9 protein-coding genes are annotated in these 19,020 nt (G+C 62.2%); 1 reads left to right on the top strand and 8 read right to left on the bottom strand.

Annotation, left to right across the window (positions count from 1 at the left end; all coding sequences use genetic code 11):
- Positions 1-12: 12 nt before the first annotated feature.
- From rpsJ to FM101_RS12835, 8 genes are all read right to left on the bottom strand, one after another.
- Positions 13-321: a 30S ribosomal protein S10 gene (gene rpsJ / locus FM101_RS12875; protein WP_013349689.1), complete on the bottom strand. Its 309-nt coding sequence runs from the start codon at positions 319-321 to the stop codon at positions 13-15.
- 415 nt (positions 322-736) lie between these two features.
- The gene (locus FM101_RS12870; RefSeq protein WP_087000294.1) at positions 737-4,339 is read right to left on the bottom strand and encodes a hypothetical protein; all 3,603 of its coding nucleotides are present in this window, start codon (positions 4,337-4,339) and stop codon (positions 737-739) included.
- A 604-nt stretch (positions 4,340-4,943) separates the two neighbouring features.
- A complete protein-coding gene (gene tuf / locus FM101_RS12860; RefSeq protein ID WP_087000290.1) occupies positions 4,944-6,134 on the bottom strand; it encodes an elongation factor Tu in 1,191 nt (396 codons plus the stop codon).
- A gap of 232 nt (positions 6,135-6,366) precedes the next feature.
- Positions 6,367-8,481 (bottom strand): elongation factor G, encoded by a 2,115-nt coding sequence (gene fusA, locus FM101_RS12855; protein WP_087000288.1) that lies wholly within the window; start codon positions 8,479-8,481, stop codon positions 6,367-6,369.
- Positions 8,482-8,564: 83 nt separating this feature from the next.
- A complete protein-coding gene (rpsG, locus tag FM101_RS12850) occupies positions 8,565-9,035 on the bottom strand; it encodes a 30S ribosomal protein S7 (RefSeq protein WP_087000286.1) in 471 nt (156 codons plus the stop codon).
- Positions 9,035-9,409, bottom strand: a complete 375-nt coding sequence (rpsL, locus tag FM101_RS12845; protein ID WP_087000631.1) for a 30S ribosomal protein S12 — start codon at positions 9,407-9,409, stop codon at positions 9,035-9,037. The genes rpsG and rpsL overlap by 1 nt, the downstream gene beginning before the upstream one ends.
- A 546-nt stretch (positions 9,410-9,955) precedes the next feature.
- Positions 9,956-13,846, bottom strand: coding sequence for a DNA-directed RNA polymerase subunit beta' (locus tag FM101_RS12840; RefSeq protein ID WP_087000284.1), 3,891 nt, complete (start codon positions 13,844-13,846; stop codon positions 9,956-9,958).
- Between the two features lie 132 nt (positions 13,847-13,978).
- Entirely contained in the window at positions 13,979-17,485 is a 3,507-nt protein-coding gene (locus FM101_RS12835) for a DNA-directed RNA polymerase subunit beta (RefSeq protein ID WP_087000282.1), read from the bottom strand.
- A 324-nt stretch (positions 17,486-17,809) separates the two neighbouring features.
- Between FM101_RS12835 and FM101_RS12830 the strand changes: the two genes are divergently transcribed.
- The gene (locus FM101_RS12830) at positions 17,810-19,003 is read left to right on the top strand and encodes an acetyl-CoA C-acetyltransferase (protein WP_087000280.1); all 1,194 of its coding nucleotides are present in this window, start codon (positions 17,810-17,812) and stop codon (positions 19,001-19,003) included.
- Positions 19,004-19,020 lie beyond the last annotated feature (17 nt).

Here is a 19,020-nt window from a genome sequence, read left to right as displayed (position 1 = left end):
TCAGCACCTCCCCTAAAGCTTGATTTCGATGTTGACGTCCGCCGGCAGGTCGAGACGCATCAGCGAATCAACAGCCTTCGGGGTCGGATCGACAATGTCGATCAGACGCTTATGCGTGCGCATTTCGAAGTGCTCACGGCTGTCCTTGTACTTGTGGGGCGAACGGATCACGCAGTACACGTTCTTCTCCGTCGGCAGCGGCACTGGGCCGACTACGGTTGCGCCTGCGCGCGTGACCGTCTCAACGATCTTCCGGGCAGAAACGTCAATGACCTCGTGGTCATACGACTTCAGCCGGATGCGGATTTTTTGTCCCGCCATGGCGTCATGCCTCTTTCTAAGTAGCACTCTCTGTACAGTTACTGTGCACTAACGGGCCCTTGCGGACCGGCACACCTCGCACGGGCTGAATCCGGGTAGACCCGGGTTCCTCACCCCGCCGAAGCTCCGACCCCCGCGGTCGGGCGTGTCGCCTAGATTTGGCTTCACGCTCCACAGGAATGGGGGCGGGTCATATTTGGTCCTCGATGTTTCCGTCGTATCCGCCCCTGCTCCGGGCATTATCCCGGACGGGACGCAATCTCGGTCGAAACCGGCCCCTGCCCCGGTATCGGCGAACCGATCGGCGAGCACAAGGCACAAAGAGGCGCTTGAACAACTTATCCAGTGTGTCAGAAGTTCGCTGGATTTACCAATCAGGCGACGTTGGGGGTCTAGCTCTTCGTCTGGCGGCCGTCTACCTCTTCTGCTGCTCCGGGGCCGGCACGCCCGTTTGTTTTTCCTGCGTGGGAGCCGGTGGCACCGAATCCGGTCCCTCCGGTTCCGGGACGGGAGCCTGCGGCACTTCCTTGTCCTTCCCCAGCCGTTGGAGTCGCCAGATAGCCAGCGCAATCAACCCGGCAGCCAGGAACGCGAGCAGCAGGATCGTGAATCCACGCAGGAACCACAGGATCATCAGTGCAGCGGCAACGGCACCCCACACCACATACAACCGTCGGTTGAGCAGGAGTCCGGCTGCCAGCAGCAGGACATGAGCCAAGAGAAGCCAGGCCTGTCCCCACCCTTGTTCCAGAGCCAGACCGAAGGGTGCCGAGCCGGAGAGCAATACCGCCGAGGCGATCAGTGGGTAGTCGGCGTCCTTGCGTCGACCGGCCCTGATTTCGTAGGCCGCAAGCAGAGCGAACAGGATGACCCAATACTGTGTCATCCAGAACCAGCCGGGTTGCCCGTAGGCCAGATGCCAGGCATGTTGGGCACAACCGGCAATCACCAGGGCGGCGACCTCGCCGCTTCGTTCACGGTGCCTGCGGGGGAATTCCGCGACGGTAGCGACTGCGGCAACGGCAATCATGAAGGTCCCGATGTAGGCCAGTGTCGTTGCTGGTCCTACGGGGCCCTCACGGGACTGCATCACGTTGGCTTCGAAACCGTCAATGAGCAACACAACGATCGCCCCGCCCGTCAAGAAACGAGCATGTAACCAGGACCAGCTGCGCGGTGCGGTGATGAGACCCGATTCATCCCGCGTCTGTGGACGCTGTAACCATCCGGCGGCATAAAGCAGGACGGCCGATGACACCGCCGAGATCATGTACACCTTCGACAGGACCACCCTACTTTCGGGATCCCCGGCCCACTGGGCCAAGGCCAAGGATACCGCCCACGGCAGGAACACGATGGCCCCCGAGAGCAGCAACGGCAGTCCCCTCGTCACCGCGAAGACCACACAACCGGCGGTTGCGGCCAACAAGATCGCCGCAAACCAGAGGTCGCCCCCCGGAACCGTTGCCGGGTTGGAACCTTCAGAGGTGTTTGAGCCGCCGAGGACGACTGCGGCGGCGAAGCCCAAATAGCCGGCCACGGCAATAGCCCTCGCCATCGGATGGGCGCTGTTCTCGGGGCCGGGGCCGGATCGGCCCAGCAATCCAGCCCCTTCCCTTCCTGCCAGGAGCGAGGTGACACGTCGGCGTAGGGCAGTATCGGGAGCCAGCGCTTCGAAACCCATCATGAGCACGGAGAACATGAGCAGCAAGACCAGCAATACCTTTGTGTTCCACAGCGCCTCCGTCAACCAACCACCTTGGCGTAAGGAAATCAGGCCCGAGGGAATGAGCAGCAGCCAGACCCACGCATAGGCAACCACCAGGATCTGCATCCTGGTGACGGCCCGCCACATGCTCGAGGCGGTGTTCGGCGCCGCCACATCGGTGCGCCACTTCAGCAGCCCCACGGACAGCAGACAGAAGTACTGCACCAGAAGCGAGACCATATCCACCCCGGATCCCTGGCCACCATGGATTCCGAAGTACACCAGAGGCCCCAGGAACAGCAGCACGAGGGTCGCGTTCGAAATCGTCGAGCCGTAGGTCGACGGGGTCCCATCGCCCCGCCGACGCATCCAGAGCCGTGCCGTCTGCCCCACGGCTAGGCTGATGGCAAATACAGCCCACCGTACGTGTGCGTCAGCATGTAATTGGTAGGACAGTTCGAGGATCGAGAGGGAGAAGAACAGCTGCGCCGTCACGGCATAAGCCAGTCGTTCCGTCGCCCCGACGGCTCGGAACAAACGCCAGGCAGCGTGAGACAGTGCTGTCAGACACACGGCAAGAACCAGCCACCGGTTCTCGATCTCGAAGCTTGCCAACCAGGTGCCGACGATGACCAGTGGTGCCATGCCCTGGGCGATGAGGCTCTTGCGTCGCGCGGCACGTCCTCTCCCCCTGGAGAGTGTTTCCAAAAGGGTGTTGGAGCCGAGGACGGACAGCACCAGAGCGGCCAGGGCCACGGCTGTCGTCCACGGGTCACTGCCGGACTCCAGCGAGCTCAGTCGGACTTCGGTGACGACCACCACGACCAAGCTGCTCAACATGAAGCCAGCTTCCAACGTCCAGGCCGCCAGTGCGGCGAGGGCCATCCACGAGATCACAAAGATGAGGATGGCGATGATCATGAGGTCTCGGGTCTCAGTTCCCCCTTCGGCCCACCGGCTGGGGTCACCGAAGAACCAGGCAGTCAGGCTCGGTCCCGATGTTGAGGTCGTGACGAGGAATCCGCTGGCGGCCCAGGCGCCGATCGCTGCGAGCCCGATCGGCAGGACGGCGAGGATTCCACGACGAAGCCTGAGGAAATGGCGGCCAACGGCCAGCCGGAGACCGGGGACCGCGCAGGCCAGCCCCACCACCAAGAATGCCACCTGGCGCCACGGTGAGAGCACAACGCCGGGTTCCAGAAGGCCTGCCAGCCCCATGGACAGGGCAATCCATGGAAGGAATTTTCTGCCCCGCACGCTCAGTGCCGCCGAGCTCAGCGCCACCAAGAGGAGCAAGTAGTTGATCGAGGCCCAGCCGGTGGAACCACCGCCGTTGAATGCTTCGTTCAGCACGAGCACCAATGCCGCTGCCCCGGCGAGCAACCCTTGGATTTCGATGCCAACCAGCGCGCGAACTTGCGGGGCCACGAAGCGCCGGTACCGCTCCCCCGCATAGTGCACGGCGACGGCTTGGAGCAGGAGGACGATCCCCAGGGTACGTGCCATCCCCCAGGGGCCAGCACCAAACACGTATGCGAGCAGCACGATGGCTCCGGTGGCACAGACCCGTCCAGCGACCAGATTCAGGGCGCGTTCTGCGGCCGGGCCGAAAATGGTCACCGCCACGTAGTATATGGTGCCCGCGATCAGGAGCAGGCTCAGGTCCTCGGCGCCGAGCGTCTGCCCCAGAAGAATTGCGGCGAGCAGGGTGGCAGGTGCGAGGAAGCGATGGGTCTCGGTGAAGGCCCTGAGATACAAGTTGCCCAGCCAGCCCGGGCGCCCGTAGGCCAACGCCGTGCCAACCGCGGCCAGCACCATGGAGAACATGAAATACCAGAACAGCCCCCGGTTCAGCACCGCACCACCCGACCATGCCGAGGAGACCAAGAAGGTGAGGCTGAGATAGGCCACGACGCGGCTGTCCAGTCTGGCGGCAGCATAAACGAACGCGGCGGTCCCCACGAGCGACGTGACCCACCACGCCGTCACCGGGTCATGCACCACCAGGGCAGAAAGTGCCAGACCGCTCACGGGAATCAAGGCCAGACCCGTCCCGGCGAAGGCCATGCCTGCGGGGCGAAGCCGCTCACTGAACGCGTGGATCAGTAGTCCTCCGACATAGAACATGGTGGTTACGGCGACCAGCCCGCCGAACTTCGCCAACGGCGGCATGGCCAGACCGATGAAGAGCGAGGCTGCTGCCACCAACAGCAGAGAGGCCGCGTAGAGAGTGATGTTGATGTTGCGCAGCGTGGCCCTCTCACGTTCTTGCGCGGACCGCGGTGGAGGTGGCTGCCGAACGCCCACCATGGGAGGCGTGTGTCCAGGCGCGGGAACACGATGATGGCTCGGAGCTAGGGGAGACGGATGGGTCTGATACCGCTGAGCAGCAATTCCGTCGACGTTCGCCATAGCGTGCACCGGTTCTGGCCCGTCTTCTATTGGGCGCGGAAGGACGGGAAGGAAGTCGCCATCTTTGGCCAGGGCGGTGGCTGGTGTGAGGTCGCCGGGGGCACCTGTGTCTGCAGTCGGCAAAGACGCGGAGGCCTCTTCACGGAGAGCGGAGTCGCGTCCCTCTTGCCAGGCTTGCGCCAGTGCAGACGGCTGGCTGCCGCCGGAGGTGACCTGCGCTTTGCCATGCCGGGAACCCAACAGCCATCCAACGAAGCCACAGGCCACTAAGGCCACTAAGGCCACCAAAACCAGAACGGATCCCACGCAGACTCCCACGCCGTCGAAGATATTTATTCACAAGACTAGTGAAACCCTACCTTGACTCGTGGGGATACCGGAGGACAGCGCCCCGGCCACGGATGGGCCCTGTTCAAGATGGTCAGGCACACAGACACGAAAAGGCCCCGCTGTCGAAACAGCGGGGCCTTTTCTGACCGATGGTCAGATCATTAGGTAGTGACTACTTGGTGATCTTCGTGACGCGGCCTGAGCCAACGGTGCGGCCACCCTCACGGATGGCGAAGCCGAGGCCGTCTTCCATGGCGATGGGCTGGATCAGCACAACGCTCATTTCGGTGTTGTCGCCAGGCATAACCATTTCCGTGCCCTCGGGCAGGGTGATGACACCGGTGACGTCCGTGGTGCGGAAGTAGAACTGCGGGCGGTAGTTCGAATAGAACGGGTTGTGACGTCCGCCTTCATCCTTGGAAAGGATGTAGACGTTGGCCTCGAACTCCGTGTGGGGAGTGATCGAGCCCGGCTTGACGATAACCTGTCCACGCTCGACATCGTCGCGCTTGATGCCGCGGAGCAGCAGGCCACAGTTCTCGCCGGCCCATGCTTCGTCGAGCTGCTTGTGGAACATCTCGATACCGGTGACCGTGGTCTTCTGGATCGGACGGATACCGACGATCTCGATGTCGGAGTTGATCTTCAGCGTGCCACGCTCGGCGCGGCCGGTGACGACCGTGCCACGACCCGTGATGGTGAAGACGTCTTCAACCGGCATCAGGAACGGCTTGTCCTTATCGCGGACCGGGTCCGGGATGTACTCGTCCACTGCCTGCATCAGGTCCTCGACGGACTTGACCCACTGCGGGTCGCCTTCAAGAGCCTTCAGCGCGGAGACACGCAGGACCGGGGCGTTGTCGCCGTCGAACTCCTGCGAGGACAGAAGTTCGCGAACTTCCATCTCCACGAGGTCCAACAGCTCCTCGTCCTCGACCATGTCGGACTTGTTCAGCGCGACCAGCAGGGTGGGGACACCAACCTGGCGGGCCAGCAGAACGTGTTCGCGGGTCTGAGCCATCGGGCCGTCGGTTGCTGCAACCACGAGGATCGCACCATCCATCTGGGCGGCACCGGTGATCATGTTCTTGATGTAGTCAGCGTGACCCGGCGCATCGACGTGTGCGTAGTGACGCGCTTCCGTCTGGTATTCGATGTGCGAGATGTTGATCGTAATGCCGCGCTGGCGCTCTTCCGGGGCGGAGTCAATCGCCGTGAAATCACGCTGGTCGTTGAGATCGGGGTACTTGTCAGCAAGCACCTTCGAAATGGCAGCCGTCAACGTCGTCTTACCGTGGTCAACGTGACCAATGGTGCCGATGTTAACGTGCGGCTTAGTCCGCTCGAACTTTGCCTTCGCCACAGGTTCCTCCTAGAACGTTTTCAGAAGACTTACCCCGCCTGCGCGGTTCGCAGGCGAAACTTAATAAAGTCTACTGGGGGCTTGTTTACTTTTTGAAATTGCGGTTTCCGTCCGGCCCCGCTATGGGAACCCTTCGTTCGCCTTGGGGAGGCCAGCCGGACATTGCTGCCCGGCTGGCAAACCCGGTGTCGCTCACCTTTCGGCCTGCGACTAGTTTAGTTCCCTGGGGTGATTACTCGCCGCGGGACTTCTGGATGATCTCCTCGGCAACTGCCTTGGGGACCTCTGCGTAGCTCTCGAACTTCATCGAGTACACGGCACGACCTTGGGTCTTGGACCGCAGGTCGCCAATGTAGCCGAACATCTCCGAGAGCGGAACGCCGGCCTTGATGACCTTTACGCCCGATGCGTCTTCCATCGACTGGATGGAGCCACGACGGGAGTTCAAGTCACCAATGACGTCACCCATGTACTCCTCAGGAGTGCGGACCTCAACGGCCATCAGCGGTTCCAGGATGATCGGGTTGGCACGACGTGCGCCCTCCTTGAATACCTGGGATCCGGCGATCTTGAAGGCCATCTCCGACGAGTCAACGTCGTGGAAGGCACCATCGAGAAGCGTTGCCTTGACCCCGACCATCGGGTAGCCGGCCAGGATGCCGAACTGCATGGCGTCCTGGATGCCTGCGTCAACCGAGGGGATGTATTCGCGAGGGATACGTCCACCGGTGACAGCGTTCTTGAACTCGTAGAAGGTCCCGTCGCTGGTGTCCAAGGGCTCGAAAGCCATCTGGACCTTAGCGAACTGGCCGGAACCACCGGTCTGCTTCTTGTGGGTGAAGTCGACCTTCGCGACCGAAGACTTGATCGTTTCGCGGTAGGCAACCTGGGGCTTGCCCACGTTGGCTTCCACACGGAACTCGCGCTTCATGCGGTCCACCAGGATATCCAGGTGGAGTTCTCCCATGCCGCCGATTTCCGTCTGGCCGGTGTCTTCGTTCAAGGAAACGGTGAACGTGGGGTCCTCGGCCGAGAGCTTCTGGATGGCGGTGGAGAGCTTCTCCTGGTCACCCTTGGTCTTCGGTTCGATGGCCACGAAGATCACCGGGTCCGGGAAGGACATCGACTCAAGCACGATCGGCGCATCCAGGGCCGACAAGGTATCACCGGTAGTGGTGTCCTTGAGGCCAATGGCTGCGTAGATGTGCCCGGCATGTGCTTCCTCGACCGGGTTTTCCTTGTTGGCGTGCATCTGGAAAAGCTTTCCGATGCGCTCCTTCTTGCCCTTGGTGGTGTTCATGACCTGAACACCCGGGGATGCCTTGCCGGAGTAGACGCGGATGAACGTCAGCTGACCGAAGAACGGGTGCGCTGCGATCTTGAACGCCAACGCCGAGAACGGCTCGGTTTCGCTCGGCTTGCGCGTCATCGGGATTTCCTCGTTGCGAGGATCGTGCCCGATCATCGGCGGCACGTCGATCGGTGACGGCAGGTAGGAGATGACGGCATCGAGCATCGGCTGGACGCCACGGTTCTTGAATGCTGAACCGCAGAAGACCGGGTAGGCCTCTGAGTTGACAGTCATCTTACGGATGCCGGCCACCAGTTCCTCGTTGGTGATTTCCACACCTTCGAGGTACTTCTCCATGAGCTCATCGGAGGACTCGGAAACATCCTCAATCAGCTTGGCCCGGTACTCCTGGGCCCGCTCCTGCAGGTCCTCGGGGATCTCGCGGGTCTCGTAGGCGGCACCCATGGTGACATCACCCTTGGAGTCGCCAGGCCACACGAGTGCCTTCATCTTGATCAGGTCAACGACACCGATGAAGTCGCTTTCGGAGCCGATCGGCAGCTGCATGACCAGCGGCTTGGCACCCAAACGCTTAACGATGGTGTCGACCGTGTAGTAGAAGTCAGCGCCCAGCTTGTCCATCTTGTTGACGAAGCAGATGCGCGGAACGACGTACTTATCGGCCTGGCGCCAGACGGTCTCTGACTGCGGCTCGACGCCTTCCTTGCCATCGAAGACGGCAACGGCGCCATCGAGTACACGCAGAGCGCGCTCGACCTCGACCGTGAAGTCAACGTGGCCAGGGGTGTCGATGATGTTGATCTGGTTGTCGTCCCAGAAAGAAGTCACGGCGGCAGACGTGATCGTGATACCGCGTTCCTTCTCCTGCTCCATCCAGTCAGTCGTCGATGCACCGTCGTGCGTTTCGCCGATCTTGTGGTTCACACCCGTGTAAAACAGGATGCGTTCCGTAGTAGTGGTCTTACCGGCATCGATGTGCGCCATGATGCCGATGTTGCGGACCTTCGTGAGGTCGGTGAGCACGTCCTGTGCCACGTTGTCTCCCTTTGTCTATGGTTTCGAGTCACACGGCGGCGAGGCACCGGGGTGCCTCGCCTCGCCGTCGTACAAGAGGCGATTTACCAGCGGTAGTGGGCGAATGCCTTGTTGGATTCAGCCATCTTGTGAGTGTCTTCGCGGCGCTTAACAGCGGCACCGAGACCATTCGAGGCGTCCAGGATCTCATTCATGAGACGCTCTACCATCGTCTTCTCGCGGCGGGCCTTGGAGTAGCCAACGAGCCAGCGCAACGCCAGAGCCGTCGCGCGGCCCGGCTTGACCTCGATCGGCACCTGGTAGGTTGCGCCACCAACGCGACGGGACTTGACCTCAATGGAAGGACGGACGTTGTCCATGGCCTTCTTCAGGGCAACCACCGGATCGGCATTGGTCTTGGCCTGCACGCCTTCGAGGGCGCCGTAGACGATGCGCTCGGCGGTGGACTTCTTGCCATCGACCAGGACCTTGTTGATCAGCTGGGTGACGAGCGGTGATCCGTGGACGGGATCGGAAACGAGGGGGCGCTTGAACGCCGGACCCTTACGAGGCATTACTTCTTCTCCTTCTTGGCGCCGTAGCGGGAACGAGCCTGCTGACGGTTCTTCACGCCCTGCGTGTCGAGCGCGCCGCGGACGATCTTGTAACGGACACCCGGGAGGTCCTTCACGCGACCGCCGCGAACGAGCACGATGGAGTGCTCCTGCAGGTTGTGGCCGACACCGGGAATGTACGCGCTGACTTCCACGCCGCCGGCCAGGCGCACACGGGCAACCTTACGCAGTGCGGAGTTCGGCTTTTTCGGGGTGGTGGTGTACACGCGGGTGCACACGCCACGACGCATCGGGTTGCCCTTCAGGGCAGGGGCCTTGGTCTTGTTGACCTTCGGCGAGCGGCCCTTCCGGACCAGCTGCTGAATAGTAGGCACTTTCGTGTCCTCCGGTTTCTTGGTTCTGCTGCGCCCGACGCCCACATGCGGCGTTCCGGACACTGCGCTTTTGGTCGTTTCATCGCAGCGCTTGCGGAGTCGACCGTAGGCGTGCAAAAGTGTGGCATTTGTTGCGCAAGTTCCCCGCAACCCGGACCGTGTCCATTTGCCACACATAAAAACAATTAGTCATAGCTTATCACGCCGTCCAGCCCGACCGTAACCAGCAATCACGAGGCCTCGATCACGGCCGCCGCTGGGCACCATCACCATCACGGGTCGCATTTCATTCATCATCCACCGCCCTTCGTGACGTTGATGATGAGTAGTCTTCTTTACATCCAGTGGACTACTCCCCTATCCATGCGATGTGTTGTGATTCGCAGGTAGCTGTTCGCTCGGCACCGCGTCCAGGCCGCTGCCAGGGTCCCGGTACGTGGAAGGCTCGGAACCCGGGACAGTTTCCTCCCCGCACCCACAAACGACTATGGCCGGCACCCCGCGAGGGATGCCGGCCATGATGCCGATCAGCTGATCAGATGGTGCCTAGCGGAAATCGTTGCCGAGATCGTAGTCATCCATCGGGATGGCGTGGAACTCCGGGCTCATACCCGGCTCGACACCTTCATAATCGAAGCCCGTGAAGGCGCTCGGACCCGTGAAGAGGTTGGCCTTGGCTTCCTCCGTCGGTTCCACCGAGACCTGCGTGTAGCGTTCCAAGCCGGTACCGGCCGGGATCAGCTTACCGATGATCACGTTTTCCTTCAGGCCCAACAGCGGGTCGCTCTTGCCTTCCATCGCGGCCTGAGTCAGAACACGCGTCGTCTCCTGGAAGGAAGCAGCCGAGAGCCAGGAATCCGTGGCCAACGAGGCCTTGGTGATGCCCATGAGCTCGTCACGACCCGATGCCGGAGCCTTCCCTTCGGAAACCGCCTTGCGGTTTTCGCTGGTGAAGCGGGCACGGTCTGCCAACTCGCCCGGCAGCAGCCCGGTGTCGCCGGATTCGATGACCGTGATGCGGCGAAGCATCTGGCGCACGATGACTTCCACGTGCTTATCGTGGATGCCCACACCCTGGGACTGGTAGACCTCCTGGACTTCGCGGACCAGGAACTTCTGGGCCTCGCGGGGTCCGAGGACACGCAGCACCTGCTTCGGGTCGATGGCGCCGGCCACCAACTGCTGGCCCACCGCCACCGAATCTCCGTCGGCCACGAGCATACGTGAACGCCGAAGCACCGGGTAGGCGCTTTCCTCGGAGCCGTCATCGGGGGTGATGACGATCCGCAGCTGCTTCTCGGCGTCCTCGATGGTGACTCGACCAGCAACTTCAGCGATGGGCGCGACACCCTTGGGGGTCCGTGCTTCGAAGAGTTCCTGAATACGGGGCAGACCCTGGGTGATGTCATCCGCGGAGGCGACACCACCGGTGTGGAAGGTACGCATGGTCAGCTGGGTGCCCGGCTCACCAATCGACTGTGCGGCAATGATGCCCACCGCTTCGCCGATATCCACGGTCTTGCCGGTGGCCAACGAACGGCCGTAGCACAGGGCACAGGTGCCGACGGCAGATTCGCAGGTCAGAACCGAACGGACCTTGATCTCCTGGACGCCCGCAGCAAAGAGTTCGTCGATGAGGATATCGCCCACATCAGCGCCGGACGCTGCCAGCACCTTGCCATCGTCGCCAACAACGTCGACGGCCAAGGTGCGGGTGTAAGCCGAGTTCTCAACGGTCTCGTGCATACGCACGGTACCGATCTCGTCGACGTAGGCAATCGGCACATTGAGGCCGCGTTCGGTGCCACAGTCCGCTTCACGGACGATGACATCCTGCGAGACGTCCACCAGACGACGCGTCAGGTAGCCCGAGTTAGCGGTCTTCAGCGCGGTATCCGCGAGCCCCTTACGGGCACCGTGGGTAGCGATGAAGTACTCGAGAACCGACAGACCCTCACGGTAGGAGGACTTAATCGGCCGCGGGATGATCTCACCCTTCGGGTTCGACACCAGTCCACGAATACCTGCGATCTGGCGCAGCTGCAGCCAGTTACCACGAGCCTTCGAGGTCACCATGCGGTTGATGGTGTTCAGTTCCTCCATGCCGGCCTGCATGGCCTCGGCTACCTCGTCGGTGGCCTTGGTCCAGACATCGATCAGCTCCGAGCGACGCTCGTCATCGGCGATCAGACCTTTGTCATACTGCGACTGGACCTTCAGCGCCTGCTCCTCGTACGGGGCGAGGATGGACTTCTTGTCCATGTTCGAGGTGATGTCAGAGATGGCCACGGTGATCCCCGAGCGGGTCGCCCAGTTGAAGCCGGAGTCCTTGAGATTGTCCAGCGTTTCCGCAGCGACGTTCTTCGGGTACCGCTCGGCTAGATCGTTGACGATCTCCGAGAGCACATCCTTGCCGGTGACCTGGGCAACCCAGGGGTAGTCGGCGGGGAGCGTCTCGTTGAACAGAACCTGTCCGAGGGAGGTCTCGATCAGTGCCGGGGTGCCTTCTTCCCAACCTTCCGGGGCCGGCTGCTCGGAAGAAGGCACGAAGCCATCCACGCGCATCTTGACCAGGGCGTTCAGGTGAAGGTCTCCACGGTCCATGGCCATGATCGCTTCAGCCACCGAGCTGAAGGCATGGCCTTCGCCGGCTTCCCCGGGACGCTTGGTCGTCAGGTGGTGGAGTCCAATGATCATGTCCTGCGACGGCAGTGCCACGGGGCGTCCATCGGAGGGCTTGAGGATGTTGTTGCTCGAGAGCATCAAAATCCGTGCCTCGGCCTGGGCCTCGGGGCTCAGCGGCAGGTGCACTGCCATCTGGTCACCGTCGAAGTCGGCGTTGAACGCGGCACAAACCAGCGGGTGCAGCTGCAGGGCCTTGCCCTCCACCAGCATCGGCTCGAAGGCCTGGATACCCAGACGGTGCAGGGTGGGTGCACGGTTGAGCAACACCGGGTGTTCGGTGATGATTTCTTCGAGCACGTCCCAGACCTGCGGGCGGTACCGCTCGACCATGCGCTTGGCGCTCTTGATGTTCTGAGCGTGGTTCAGATCCACCAGGCGCTTCATCACGAACGGCTTGAAGAGCTCCAATGCCATCTGCTTGGGCAGACCACACTGATGCAGCTTCAGCTGCGGGCCGACCACGATGACCGAACGGCCGGAGTAGTCGACACGCTTGCCGAGAAGGTTCTGGCGGAAGCGTCCCTGCTTGCCCTTGAGCATGTCGGAGAGCGACTTCAGCGGACGGTTGCCCGGTCCAGTGACCGGGCGACCGCGACGGCCGTTGTCGAACAGCGAGTCAACAGCTTCCTGGAGCATGCGCTTTTCGTTGTTCACGATGATCTCGGGAGCACCGAGATCCAGCAGTCGCTTCAGGCGGTTGTTGCGGTTGATCACGCGACGGTACAGGTCGTTCAGGTCGGAGGTCGCGAAACGGCCACCGTCCAACTGGACCATCGGGCGCAGCTCCGGCGGAATCACCGGGACGGCGTCCAGGACCATGCCCATGGGGCTGTTGGTCGTGGTCAGGAACGCGTTGACGACCTTCAAACGCTTCAAGGCGCGGGTCTTGCGCTGCCCCTTGCCGTTCTTGATGATGTCGCGCAGCAGTTCGGCTTCGGCTTCCATGTCGAAGGAGGCCAGACGCTTCTGGATCGCCTCGGCACCCATGCACCCTTCGAAGAACAGGCCGTACTTCTCGCGCAGGACACGGAACAGCCCTTCATCGCCTTCAAGGTCGGCGACCTTGAGGTTCTTGAAGCGGTCCCAGACCTGCTCGAGACGCTCGATCTCGGCGTCGGCGCGCTTGCGCACCTGGGCCATGGTCTTATCGGCGAGGTCCCGGACCTTCTTCTTCTCGGCAGCCTTGGCACCTTCGGTTTCAAGCCGCGCGAGATCGTTCTCCAGGTCGCGGGCGATGGCCGCGATATCGGAGTCCCGGTTGTCCACGAGCTGCTTGCGCTCGACGTCGTGCTGGGCCTGCAGGTTCGGCAGCTCAGCGTGACGACGCTCCTCGTCAACCGAGGTGATCATGTAGGCGGCGAAGTAGATGATCTTCTCAAGATCCTTCGGTGCCAGGTCCAACAGGTAGCCCAAACGCGAGGGCACGCCCTTGAAGTACCAGATGTGGGTGACCGGGGCGGCGAGTCCGATGTGACCCATCCGCTCACGACGCACCTTGGCACGGGTCACCTCGACGCCGCAGCGCTCACAGATGATGCCCTTGAAACGAACACGCTTGTACTTGCCGCATGAGCATTCCCAGTCGCGGGAAGGACCGAAGATCTTTTCGCAGAAAAGACCGTCCTTTTCCGGCTTCAGGGTGCGGTAGTTGATGGTTTCCGGCTTCTTGACCTCGCCGTAGCTCCAATCGCGGATCTCTTCCGCGGTGGCCAGGCCAATGCGCATATTTCCAAATGAGGATTCGCTGGACATATGGTCCCTGTCTCTCTCTTGTTCTGAAGAAGTCTAATGTTCCGCGGCGGGCACTAGGCCCGCTGGGGTGGGGAAAAGGAAAGCGGTCGACGGCGGACGCCCGGCATGGATGCCGGGCCCCCACCCGTCGTGCTAAACCTCGTCGACGGAGCTTGGCTCGGCCCGGGAAAGGTCGATGCCCAGCTCTTCCGCAGCCCGGAACACTTCTTCGTCCGAGTCCCGCATCTCAATGGGATTGCCATCGGTGGAGAGGACCTCCACGTTGAGGCAGAGTGACTGCATTTCCTTGATGAGCACCTTGAAGGACTCCGGAACACCCGGTTCCGGGATGTTCTCGCCCTTCACGATGGCCTCGTAAACCTTCACGCGGCCGTGGATGTCATCGGACTTGATGGTCAGCAGTTCCTGCAGCGTGTACGCCGCACCATAGGCCTCGAGGGCCCAGACTTCCATCTCACCGAAGCGCTGGCCACCGAACTGTGCCTTACCACCCAGCGGCTGCTGCGTGATCATGGAGTACGGTCCGGTCGAACGAGCGTGGATCTTGTCGTCGACCAGGTGGTGCAGCTTCAGGATGTACATGTAGCCCACGGACACCTGGTCCGGGAAGGGCTGTCCGGAACGGCCGTCAAACAGCTTGGCCTTGCCGGAGTTGCCGATCAGGCGATCGCCATCCCGGGTGACATTGGTGTGGTCCAGCAGTCCGCGGATCTCGTCTTCCTCTGCACCGTCGAACACCGGAGTGGCGACGGTCGTGGGGCCTGATTCGCGGGGCAGGTTGGGCAGTTCCTTCACCCAGTCCGGCTCACCCTCGATCTTCCAACCCTGCTTCGCTGCCCAGCCAAGGTGGATTTCCAGGACCTGTCCGACGTTCATACGGCCAGGAACACCCAACGGGTTCAAGACGACGTCGACCGGGGTGCCGTCCTCCAGGAACGGCATGTCCTCAACCGGCAGGATCTTGGAGATGACGCCCTTGTTGCCGTGACGCCCGGCCAGCTTGTCACCGTCGGCGATCTTGCGCTTCTGGGCCACGTAGACGCGGACCAACTGGTTCACGCCCGGGGGCAGTTCGTCGTCGTTGTCGCGTTCGAAGATCCGAACACCAATGACGGTGCCGGATTCGCCGTGGGGAACCTTCAGAGAGGTGTCACGCACTTCGCGTGACTTCTCGCCGAAGATGGCCCGCAGCAGGCGCTCTTCCGGGGTCAATTCCGTTTCACCCTTGGGGGTGACACGGCCGACCAGGATGTCCCCGGCCTCGACCTCGGCACCGATGTGGATGATGCCACGTTCGTCGAGCTGGCCCAGGATCTCCTCGGAGACGTTCGGGATGTCGCGGGTGATTTCCTCGGCACCAAGCTTGGTGTCGCGGGCATCGACCTCGTGCTCTTCGATGTGGATGGAGGTCATGACATCGTCGGAGACCATCCGCTGAGACAGGATGATGGCGTCCTCGAAGTTATGTCCTTCCCAGGACATGAAGGCCACCAGCAGGTTCTTGCCCAGGGCCAACTCACCGTTATCGGTGGAGGGTCCGTCGGCGATGATCGACTGGTATTCCAGACGCTCACCCTCGGAGACCCGCACCCGCTGGTTGTAGGCGTTGCCGTGGTTTGAACGGGCGAACTTCATGATCGGGTAGGCGGAATCGGTTCCGTCGTCGTTCATGACGGTGACCAGATCGGCGGACACCTCGGTGACCACACCCGGCTTGGCAGCGGTGATGGAGTCGCCGGCGTCGACCGCCACGTACTTCTCCATGCCGGTACCCACCAACGGGGCTTCCGAAGCCAACAGCGGCACGGCCTGGCGCTGCATGTTCGCACCCATGAGGGCGCGGTTGGCGTCGTCGTGCTCCAGGAACGGGATCAGCGCGGTGGCCGCGGAGACCATCTGGCGCGGGGAGACGTCCATGTAGTCGATTTCGGCCGGTTCGACGAGCACGGGCTCGCCGCCGCCGCCACGCTCACGGCAGAGGACCAGGTCCTCGGCGAAGCGCAGGTCATCGGTCATCGGTGCATTCGCCTGGGCGATAATGCTTTCGAGTTCCTCGTCGGCGGTCAGGTAGTCGACCTGGTCGGTGACCTGGCCGTTGACGACCTTGCGGTACGGGGACTCGATGAAGCCGAAGTTGTTGATGCGGGCGTAGGTAGCCAGCGAACCGATCAGGCCGATGTTCGGGCCTTCGGGGGTTTCGATGGGGCACATGCGGCCGTAGTGCGACGGGTGCACGTCACGGACTTCCATGCCGGCGCGGTCACGGGATAGACCACCCGGGCCCAGCGCGGACAGCCGACGCTTATGCGTCAGTCCGGCGAGGGGGTTGTTCTGGTCCATGAACTGCGAAAGCTGTGAGGTTCCGAAGAACTCCTTGATCGCAGCGACCACGGGTCGGATGTTGATCAGCGTCTGCGGCGTGATGGCCTCGACGTCCTGGGTGGTCATCCGTTCACGGACGACGCGCTCCATGCGGGACAGGCCGGTCCGGACCTGGTTCTCGATGAGTTCGCCGACGGCGCGGATGCGACGGTTGCCGAAGTGGTCGATGTCATCGACCTCGACCCGGATATCCGCCTTTACGCCCTTGCGGACGCCAGGAACGGTGGGTTCACCGGCGTGCAGAGCAACGAGGAACTTGATCATCGCGACGATGTCGTCGATGTTCAGCACCGATGCGTCAGCAGCGTCCAGCGCGGTCTCCACGCCGAGCTTGTGGTTGATCTTATAGCGACCAACCTTGGCCAGGTCGTAACGCTTGGAGTTGAAGTAGAGGTTGTCGAGCAGCGCTTCAGCGGCATCGACCGTCGGCGGCTCACCCGGACGCAGCTTGCGGTAGATGTCCAGCAGCGCCTCCTCCTTGGTTTCCGTCGCGTCCTTTTCCAGGGTCGCGCGGATGGAGTCGTACTGGCCGAACTCCTCGAGGATGCGGCCTTCGGTCCAGCCGAGGGCCTTCAGCAGTACGGTCACTGACTGCTTGCGCTTGCGGTCCAGACGCACGCCGACCTGATCGCGCTTGTCGATTTCGAGTTCGAACCAAGCACCACGGGACGGGATGATCTTCGCCGTGAAGATGTCCTTGTCACTGGTCTTGTCCGGGGTGCGCTCGAAGTAGGCGCCCGGGGACCGCACCAGCTGGGAGACCACGACACGCTCGGTGCCGTTGATGATGAAGGTGCCCTTGCCGGTCATCAGCGGGAAGTCACCCATGAACACGGTCTGCTGCTTGATTTCGCCCGTGTTGTTGTTCATGAACTCTGCCTTGACGTACAATGGCGCGGCGAACGTGGCGTCGCGGTCCTTGCACTCGGCTTCGGTGTACTTCGGGTCCGCGAACTCCGGTTCCGAGAAGCTCAGGGACATGGTGCCCTGGAAGTCCTCGATCGGGGAGATCTCTTCGAAGATCTCTGCCAGACCGGACGTGTCGGCGACACTGGTGATGCCCTCGGCACGCGCCGTCTCCAGACGGGCCTTCCAGTTGTCGTTGCCGACGAGCCAATCGAAGCTCTCGACCTGCAATGCCAGCAGGTTCGGCACATCCAGAGGTTCGTGGATCTTTGCGAATGAAATTCGGCCAGCCGCTTCAGCGGTACGAGCCGAACTAGCGGTTTGATGATTTGAGGTGCTCGAGGCGACCAAGAGGGATCCTTCCACAGACCGTCAGGTTTCCGGCGCCAACCCCGCCCGGGATGAGGAACCCGGAACACCACCGAACATCGGGCCCACCGCTATATGAAGGCCGATTGGAAAGAGGGAAGACGCAAAGATCCACAGTACACGTCCGTAGAGAATCTGTCTACCATACTAGATGCTCGCAAAAAATGCCCGTAGGCCGGAAAAATAATTTTCGACCCCACCTTCAGTCTGCGCCATCTCTGAGCGAAGCAGCCCGCTTTGGTCTTTATGCTCCACGTCACGATAATTGAACATGAAGTAGTTCCCCCAGCGAAAGCGAGCACCACCATGTCCGATCCACGTGAGGCAGTCCTCGTTTCAGGAGCCCGGACCCCCTTTACCCGCCTCAAGGGCCAGCTTGCGGGCTTTAGCGCCGTGGAGCTCGGCGCTGCCGCCATCACCGGCGCCCTGGAGAAGGCCGGCGTTCCGGCCGCCGATGTGCAGTCGGTCATCATGGGCCATGTCGTCCAGGCCGGCTGCGGACAAAACCCTGCCCGGCAGTCGGCCATCAAGGCAGGCATTGGATGGGATGTGCCCACCGTGACCATCAACAAGGTCTGCCTTTCGGGCCTGGCCGCGATCACCGACGCCGCCCGCATGGTCCGCCTGGGTGAAGCAGACGTCGTTGTGGCCGGCGGTCAGGAATCCATGACCAATGCCCCGCATATTCTGCCCGGCAGCCGCAAGGGGTGGAACTACGGAAGTTTCACGGCCATTGACTCCGTCGATCACGATGGGCTCACCGACGCCTTCGACGGCCAGTCCATGGGCGTCAGCACCGAGACCCGGAACGGCGAACTCGGCATCGATCGGGCCTCACAGGATGAGGTCGCCGCCGCGTCCCACACCCGGGCAGCAGCTGCCCGTGAAGCCGGTATCTTCGACGAAGAGATCCTGTCGCTCTCCGTTCCGCAACGCAAGGGCGATCCGCTCACGGTCGACTCCGACGAGGGTATCCGGCCGGACACCACGGCCGAGAAGCTCGGTGGCCTGCGCTCGGCTTTCGCCAAGGAAGGCACCATTACTGCCGGAAATTCCTCCCCGCTCTCCGATGGTGCCGCGGCAGTGGTGGTGGCATCGCGCGAATACGCGGAAAAACATGGCCTAGAGATCTTGGCGGTCATCGGCGCTCCGGGACAGGTTGCCGGCCCGGATACGTCCTTGCACTCACAACCTTCCAATGCCATCACTGCGGCCCTGGGCAAGGCCGGCTGGACGGTATCGGACCTGGACTTCATTGAAATCAACGAGGCCTTCGGTTCGGTCGCCTGCCAGTCGCTCAAGGATCTGGACTACCCACTGGAGAAGACCAACCTCCACGGTGGCGCCATCGCCTTGGGCCACCCGATCGGCGCCTCGGGTGCCCGGCTGGCCTTGCATGCAGCACTCGAGCTGCAACGCCGAGGTGCGGGCAAGGCAGCTGTTAGCCTCTGCGGCGGCGGAGGCCAGGGCGAGGCACTGCTGCTCTTCCGTGATGCCTGATTTGTAGGAGCATTCCG

Source organism: Arthrobacter rhombi, from assembly GCF_900163545.1.
Classification (GTDB): domain Bacteria; phylum Actinomycetota; class Actinomycetes; order Actinomycetales; family Micrococcaceae; genus Arthrobacter_H; species Arthrobacter_H rhombi_A.
The sequence above is the reverse complement of the archived record's forward strand: the minus strand, read 5'-3'. Positions and strand labels throughout refer to the sequence as shown.